The sequence below is a fragment of the Prosthecobacter dejongeii genome (assembly GCF_014203045.1).
Taxonomy (GTDB): domain Bacteria; phylum Verrucomicrobiota; class Verrucomicrobiia; order Verrucomicrobiales; family Verrucomicrobiaceae; genus Prosthecobacter; species Prosthecobacter dejongeii.
Genome location: NZ_JACHIF010000005.1, coordinates 444,174 through 450,173, shown reverse-complemented (window position 1 = coordinate 450,173; position 6,000 = coordinate 444,174). Strand labels below are relative to the sequence as shown.

General features: G+C 64.8%; 4 protein-coding genes and 1 pseudogene. 3 read left to right on the top strand and 2 right to left on the bottom strand.

Features of this window, described 5'->3' with window-relative positions; translation table 11 throughout:
- The 3 genes and pseudogenes from HNQ64_RS24175 to HNQ64_RS14340 all read left to right on the top strand — a co-directional run.
- Window positions 1-382, top strand: a pseudogene (locus tag HNQ64_RS24175) (hypothetical protein); the annotation flags it as partial.
- Window positions 383-421: 39 nt separating this feature from the next.
- A complete protein-coding gene (locus HNQ64_RS14345) occupies window positions 422-1,735 on the top strand; it encodes a Gfo/Idh/MocA family protein (RefSeq protein ID WP_184209740.1) in 1,314 nt (437 codons plus the stop codon).
- 86 nt (window positions 1,736-1,821) lie between these two features.
- Window positions 1,822-2,529 carry a hypothetical protein gene (locus tag HNQ64_RS14340; protein WP_184209738.1) on the top strand — a complete coding sequence of 236 codons (708 nt, stop codon included), beginning with the start codon at window positions 1,822-1,824 and terminating at the stop codon, window positions 2,527-2,529.
- A gap of 1,030 nt (window positions 2,530-3,559) precedes the next feature.
- On the opposite strand, the gene clpX is transcribed toward HNQ64_RS14340, so the two are convergent.
- Both clpX and HNQ64_RS14330 read right to left on the bottom strand, forming a co-directional pair.
- On the bottom strand, window positions 3,560-4,837 hold the full coding sequence (gene clpX / locus HNQ64_RS14335) for an ATP-dependent Clp protease ATP-binding subunit ClpX (protein WP_184209736.1): 1,278 nt from the start codon (window positions 4,835-4,837) through the stop codon (window positions 3,560-3,562).
- Window positions 4,838-5,068: 231 nt separating this feature from the next.
- Window positions 5,069-5,719, bottom strand: a complete 651-nt coding sequence (locus tag HNQ64_RS14330) for an ATP-dependent Clp protease proteolytic subunit (protein ID WP_184209734.1) — start codon at window positions 5,717-5,719, stop codon at window positions 5,069-5,071.
- Window positions 5,720-6,000: the final 281 nt, after the last annotated feature.

The window sequence follows — 6,000 nt, the reverse complement described above, 5'->3', positions numbered from 1 at the left end:
ACCACCAACCCCACCAACCACCGCCAACCACGCCAACCACGCCAACCACGCCAACCACGCCAACCACGCCAACCCCACCAACCACGCCAACCCCACCAACCCCACCAACCCCACCAACCCCACCAACCCCACCAACCCCACCAACCACCGCCAACCACCGCCAACCACGCCAACCACGCCAACCACGCCAACCACGCCAACCACGCCAACCACGCCAACCCCACCAACCACCACCAACCCCACCAACCCCACCAACCCCACCAACCACCGCCAACCACCGCCAACCACCGCCAACCACCACCAACCCCACCAACCCCACCAACCACCGCCAACCACCGCCAACCACCGCCAACCCCCACCCACCCTTTTTCATCCTCGTTGATTGACTCCGCCCTCCCCTTTCGTTCATGCTTTCACCCGCATGACCTCCCGTCGTTCCTTCCTCACCACGGCCACCACCGCGTCTCTCGCCTTTTCCGCCCTGCCGCTCCTCGGCCAGCAGAGCAAAAAATTCCGCCTCGCCCTCATCGGCAGCGGCTGGTGGGGCATGAACATCCTGCGCGAGGCCCTGGGCCACGGCCGCGTCCAGGTCGTCGCCCTCTGCGACGTGGATGAAAACGTCCTGGCCAACAGCCTCGAAGACGTCAAAACCGAAAGTGGCGATGCCGCCAAAGGCTACAAAGACTACCGCGAAATGCTGGCCGAGGCCAAGCCCGACCTCGTCATCATCGCCACGCCCGATCACTGGCACGCCCTGCAATCCATCGCCTGCTGCAAAGCCGGCGCCCACGTCTTCGTCGAGAAACCCACCGGCCACACCATCCACGAGAGCCGCGCCATGGTCCAGGCCGCCCAGCAGGCCGGCGTCACCGTCCAGGTCGGCCTGCATCGCCGCATCGGCCCGCATCACGTCCAGGCCATGGACTTCCTGAAATCTGGCAAGGTGGGCAAAGTCGGCATGGTGCGCCTGTTTGCCGATAGCAAAGGCGGCCCTGAAGCCCCCAAACCCAACAGCAAAATCCCCGACGGCCTCGACTGGGACCAGTGGTGCGGCCCCGCCCCCCTGCGCCCCTTCAACACCAAACTCCACCCCGGCGGCTGGCGCCATTTCCTAGACTACGCCAATGGCACCCTGGGCGACTGGGGCGTGCACTGGCTGGACCAAGTCCTCTGGTGGAGCGGCGAAAAAGGCCCGAAAAAAGTCTTCTGCACCGGCGGGCGACCCATCTTCGGCCCCGCCATCCTCAACGACCAAGAGCAGACCACCGACGCCCCAGATCACCAAGTCGCCACCTTTGAGTTCGAGCAATTCACCGCCGTCTGGGAACACCGCAAATTTGCCGAAAACAACAACGAAAAGCACAAGATCGGTGCCTACTTCTACGGTGAAAAAGGCGTGCTCCACATCGGCTGGCGCGACGGCTGGACCTTCTACCCCGTCAATGCCAAAGAAGCCCCCACCCACGGCGACCACCAACTGCAGGAGCCCGATGGCCACAACATCTCCCTCCTCTGGGCCGACTTCATCCAGGCCATCGAAACCGGGCGCAAACCCGTGGCCGATATCGAAAGCGCCCACCGCTCCAGTTGCCTGCCCATGCTCGGCATGCTGAGCTGGAAAGCCGGGCGCAGCATCGCCTGGGATGCCGAAACCGAAACCATCCTGGGCGACCCCGAGGCCAGCAAACTCCTTCGCCGCGCCTACCGTCCCGGTTGGGAATACCCCAGCGTTTAAGGCCGAGCGTGCCCCCCCCAGCGCGCCCGCCCCAGCCCCGCAGTTGCACCCCCAGCCACCCGGGGCCAAAGTAAGCCCGCCCTGCCATGACGCTGCGTTTCCCCCTCCTCCACCTCGCCGCCAGCCTGGCCCTGGCCCTGCCTGCCGTGGCGGAGGACCTCCCCGCCGCCCCCACGCCCGGCCTGCGGGATGACACCCGCGCACTTTCCGAAACCCGCCAGACCGAGCTCGCCCGCGACATCGCCGCCTTCCGCGCCGATCTCGGGGTGGATCTCTGGTTCACCGCCGGCACCTTCCTCCCCTCCGGCGAGACCGTGCGCAGCCACGCCCGCCGCCTCCGCCAGCACTGGAGCCCCCAGCGCGAGGCCGTCCTGCTGGCCTACGACCGCGCTAGCGATTCCCTGGGCGTCTCCCTCAGCCCCGGCCTCTGGCAGCGCTACCCCACGGCTGAGCTCAATGCCCTGCCGCAGCGCCTGGCCCCCCTCATGATGCAGAAAGGCCAGCCCCTGGAAGACCGCCTCAGCCAGAGCCTCCGCCTCATCGCCACCCGCCTCCAGCAGTTGGAAAAGCAGCACCGCATCTCCCAGGGTCCCCTCAGCCCCGCCCACCTCCAGCTCGGCCGCGCCTACGCCATCGGCCTTGCCGCCGGGGCCAGCCTGCTCGCCCTGCTCGGCATCCTCAGTCGCCGTCGGGCCATCCACGCCGCCTGGCAGCTCCACTTCCCCAGCGTCCAGGTCGGCCTCCGCTTCGGCGCCCCCCACGGCGGCGGCGTCCTCGCCGAAAAAGCCCCCTGATTCCCCCCCACGCTCTCAAAAGCACTCTCCCCCAGAGCCCCGCCTAACCAACAACGCGTCACCCCTCACCGCCTCCCAGAGTTACGTACCGTATCCATCACTCTCCAAGTGATGCCGCCCGCCCCAAAACGCACCGTCCGCCATGGAGCACACGCGTCTCGCGTGCCGAGTTCTGCGTCTCGCGGAACTCCCATCTCACATCCTCGTCCGCCCCCTTGGCACCGGCCAGGCGTGAGCGCTTCCAGCCCTCTTCCTCCCCGCTCGCTGAGGCCAGGATGGCCTCACTCCTTGAGCCCGCCCACGTTCGCAAGGACAGTATCCATCACTCTCCGAGTGATGCCGTCCGCCCCAGACAGGCCCCGTCCGCCATGGAGCGCACGCGTCTCGCGTGCCGAGTTCTGCGTCCTCGCGTCCCGCGCCTGCGGGATCACACCCACGTTCGCCCCCTTGCACCCTCCCCCCGCCCCGGAGGGGCGAAAGAACAATAGCCGGGGGTGAAGGTGCGCTGCACCGAGCACCCCCGGACCCCCGCCTAACCAAAAACGCGTCCACCCTCCCCGCGCCCTGGCGGGGCGCGAGCCCCCCCGTCCGCCTCCGCCATCCCGAGCTTCCAAAAGACCCTCCCTCTCCCCGCTTGCGGGGATGAGGCCCAGGTGAGGGGTGGTCGCAGCACGCAGAACGCCGTCCGCAAAAGGCACCCCTTTTCCCTCAAACGACACCTCCGCCCTCGCCCCCCTCGAGACCATCCCACCGCCCCTCACCCCTGGCCCTTTCGCTTCGCGGCTTCGCAACCCCGCAAGCGGGGAGAGGGGGGACGTCTTTTCGCCTTCATTGGCTGAAGACCGTCCGATGATCGTTCTCTCTAAATCAGCCCCCGTTCGCCCCACCTGCCCGCGCGCATTCACGACTCGTTCGGAGGGGGCGGACCATCCTGTGTGGGGTGGACGGCATCACTCGGAGAGTGATTCATCCTGTACCAGCACCCGCCCCCTTTGCACGCACTTCCCTGAGACGGGAAACACGCTTCCTGTTAGGCGGCGTTGCGCTCGATGCGCTTGCGCAGGATGGGCGGGCGTTCGCCTTTGACGACGGCTTCGTTGATGGAGACGGAGCGCACGTCCACGCGGCTGGGCACGTCGTACATGACGTCGAGCATGATGCGCTCGAAGATGCTGCGCAGGCCGCGTGCGCCGGTGCCGCGTTTGGCGGCCTCGCGGGCCATGGCGAGGAGGCCTTCTTTATTGATGTTCAGGTCCACGCCGTCCATGTTCATGAGCTTGGCGTACTGCTTCAGCAGGGCGTTCTTCGGCTCGGTGAGCACGCGGACGAGTTCTTGTTCAGACAGGGCCTCGAGCGAGCAGATGACGGGCAGGCGACCGATGAATTCGGGGATGAGGCCGTAGCCCAGGAGGTCTTCGGGCTCCACCACCAGGGGGCCTTTTTTCTCGTCTTCAGCCACAGGGGCGGCCATGTTGAAGCCGAGGGTTTGTTTGCCCTTGCGGCGTTTGATGATGTCTTCCAGGCCCACGAAGGCGCCGCCGCAGATGAAGAGGATGTTCTCCGTATTCACCTGGATGTATTCCTGCTGCGGGTGCTTGCGCCCGCCCTGGGGCGGCACGTTGCAGACGGTGCCTTCGATGATTTTCAGCAGGGCCTGCTGCACGCCTTCACCGGACACGTCGCGGGTGATGCTGACGTTGCCGGTGGTGCGGCCGATTTTATCAATTTCATCAATGTAGATGATGCCGATCTCCGCCTTGGCGATGTCGTAATCCGCCGCCTGAAGCAGACGCAGGATGATGTTTTCCACATCTTCCCCCACGTAGCCGGCCTCGGTCAGAGTGGTGGCATCGGCGATGCTGAAGGGGACGTTGAGGATCTTGGCCAGGGTCTTGGCCAGGAGGGTCTTGCCGCAACCGGTGGGGCCCAGGAGGAGGACATTGCTCTTTTCCAGCTCCACATCATCCGGGCCGGGCATCTTGCGGGCGTTGCCTTCTTTTTTGGCGGCCTGCTGCTGGCTGTGCAGGATGCGCTTGTAGTGGTTATGCACGGCCACGCTAAGGACTTTTTTTGCCTGGGCCTGGCCGATGACGTGCTGGTCCAGGATGGCGGTGATGTCCACAGGCTTGGGCACGGAGAGGACGGGCAGCGTCTCAGTCTCCTGCGCGGCTTCTTTATCCAGGATGGCTTTGCAAACACCGATGCAGTTGTCACAAATGTACACGCCTGGCCCTGCGATGAGTTTGCGCACCTCCGCATGGCTTTTGCCGCAAAAGGAGCACAGGGTAACTGTCGAGGCGCGAGGCATAATTCAGTGTGACATGAAGGGGGTGGGGGCGTCAAGCAGGCGTGACGCTGAATACGCCTAAGAAAAGGCGCATCTACCACGGTAACAGGGCTGTCTTTAGCAAGAGCCGTGCCCGGTCAAAAGGGCGCGCGGCTCTGCTGAAAAGGATGCCCGAGGCCGCTGGGGGGGGGAACCCACAGCGGCGGGAGCTGAGCGCGGAAAAAAAATTCGCGCGACTCGGCGGGGGGGAGCTTAAGCGGCGGTGTGGGCCATGAGCTCGCGATTGCTCTGGAGGACTTTGTCCACCAGGCCGTAAGCGGCGGCTTCTTCGGCGCTCATGTAATTGTCGCGGTCAGCATCGCGCTCGATGACTTCGGGGGTCTTGCCGCAGTGGTGGGCGAGGATGCGATTGAGCCGGCGCTTCAGTTTGTACATGAAGTCCACGGTGCGCTCCACATCGCTCGCGGTACCACGGGCACCCCCGGAGACCTGGTGGATCATGATGTCGCTGTTCGGCAGGGCGAAACGTTTGCCCTTGGTGCCGGAGGCCAGGAGGACGGCGCCCATGCTGGCGCAAATGCCGATGCAGTAGGTGTTCACGTCGCAGGTGACGAACTGCATGGTGTCATAGATGGCGAGGCCGGCGGTGACGGAGCCGCCGGGGCTGTTGATGTAAAAGTGGATGTCCTTCTTCGGGTCCGCCATCTGGAGGAAGAGGAACTGGGCGATGATGACGTTGGCGACTTGGTCATTCACGTCGCTGCCTAGGAAGATGATGCGATCCTTGAGCAGGCGGGAGAAAATATCATACTGGCGTTCATTGCGGCCTTCGGTCTCAATGACGGTAGGATAAATGTAGTTGCTGGGGGAGATGGAGCTGGGGAAATCTTCGGGGTGAGACATGGTGAGGTAATGAAGGGGTGGGCGTGCAGCTTGTCAAACAAGCCCTGGGGTTGAAGTAAACAATACGCCGGCCGCGCGCAAGCAGGCGGAAGGAAATGGGGGGGCGGGAAAGCGGAAGGTGGAAGGGCGGAAGGGGGCGGACCATCCTGTGTGGGGCGAACGGCATCACTCGGAGAGTGATGAATACTGTACTGCCGCAGACGACCTCACAGCCCCCTTTGCCCCCCTGGCCCCCAACCCGCTGCGCCTGGGGACCCTGCGCCCTACCTTTCCGCCTTGCA